The 1429-nt window shown below is 69.4% G+C and carries 1 protein-coding gene; it reads right to left on the minus strand.

What is annotated here, in order from left to right; all coding sequences use genetic code 11:
* Nucleotides 1-156 precede the first annotated feature (156 nt).
* Complete coding sequence (gene trpS, locus ACZ6DT_RS08860; RefSeq protein WP_465590902.1) at nt 157-1122, minus strand: tryptophan--tRNA ligase; 966 nt, start codon at nt 1120-1122, stop codon at nt 157-159.
* Between the last annotated feature and the right edge of the window lie 307 nt (nt 1123-1429).

A 1429-nucleotide genomic window follows, 5' to 3' on the forward strand; every position in this document is an offset into this window, starting at 1 on the left:
GGTGGCGCGTTTTTGGTTTGTTGTTGGGGCAGGTGGTGGGTGTCGCGGTCCCATCCCCCCCCCCCCCCCCCCCCCCACGACCACGTGCCCGACCAGGGCCGAAAGACGCCAGCGCCCCTGCCCCTTCGGGTAGCCGACGATGTCCAGGTCGGACCTTCAGCCGGCGCCGATGAGCCGCAGCGCGGACTGCAACCGGTGCTCACCCCGCTCCGCGGCCCGGACGGCACCCGCCTTGCGCACCCGCTCCAGTTCGCCGGGGTCGGCCAGCAGCGCCAGGGCGCGTTCCCGGACCGGCCGCAGTTCCTCGATGAGCGCCTCGGCGACGGCCTCCTTGACCTGGCCGTAGGAGTCGAACCGGTCGGCGAGGACTTCGGGTTTCTCCTTCACGCACGCCGCGAGGATGTCCAGCAGGTTCGCCATCCCCGGCCGGGTTTCCGGTGCGTAGGCCGGTTTCGACCCGCCATCGGTCTTCGCGCGTTTGACCTTCCGCCTGACCTGGTCGGCCTCGTCGAGCACGAAGATCACCCCGGCCTCCTCGCGCGTCGACTTCGACATCTTCCGCGTCGGCTCGGCGAGGTCCATGACCCGCGCCCCGGCGGGCGGCAGCACCGCCTTCGGCATGGTGAACACGTCGCCGTAGGTGGAGTTGAACCGCTTCGCCAGTGTCCGCGCCAGCTCGACGTGCTGTCGCTGGTCCTCCCCGACCGGGACCTCGTCCGCGCCCTGCAGCAGGATGTCCGCCGCCATCAGCACCGGATAAGTCAGCAAAGACAGCCGGACACCGGCTTGGCCCTTCGACTTCTCCTTGAACTGGATCATCCTGGCGGCCTCGCCGTAGTTGCAGGTGCACTCGAGGACCCAGTTGAGGGCGCCCAGCTCGCGGGCCATGTCCGACTGCACGAACACGCGGTCCGGCTCGATCCCGGCCGCGATCAGCACGGCCAGCTGCTCGGAGGCCATCGAGCGCAATTTCGCCGGATTGTGCGAGTTCGTCATCGCGTGCAGGTCGGAGACGAAGTACAGGTCGTCCGGCCCGCCCTCGTCCGCCCAGCGCCGAATGGCCCCCAGGTGGTTCCCGACGTGGACGTGGCCGGACGGGGTGATCCCGGACAACCTGATCATCTGCCTTCTTCCTTCCGGATTCGGGCCGCCCCGGGGTCCGGGCACGAAAAAGGCCGCCCGGTGGGGCGGCCTGGTGGTGCGCTCGTCTGGTTCAGCGCAGGACTTCGGGGCCGCCGGAGGGCGGCCACCACTGGGCGTTCTGCGCGCGCATGCCGCCGATCCTACCCACCCCGCGCAAGCAGTCCTCTGGATGCGGTGGTTCGGAAGGGGAACCCAGCACCCCAGGGAAGGGTTTGGGGGGGGAAAAGAGGGGGGAGGCCACCCGTCAAGGGATACCACGTCAAAAACTCCCCCCCGCTTGTGCAAA

Source organism: Amycolatopsis sp. NPDC041971, assembly GCF_055588925.1.

What these genes read in the sequence shown, in the direction of transcription:
- trpS (WP_465590902.1), bottom strand. Translation starts at nt 1,122, where the DNA reads ATGATCAGGTTGTCCGGGATCACCCCGTCCGGCCACGTCCACGTCGGG.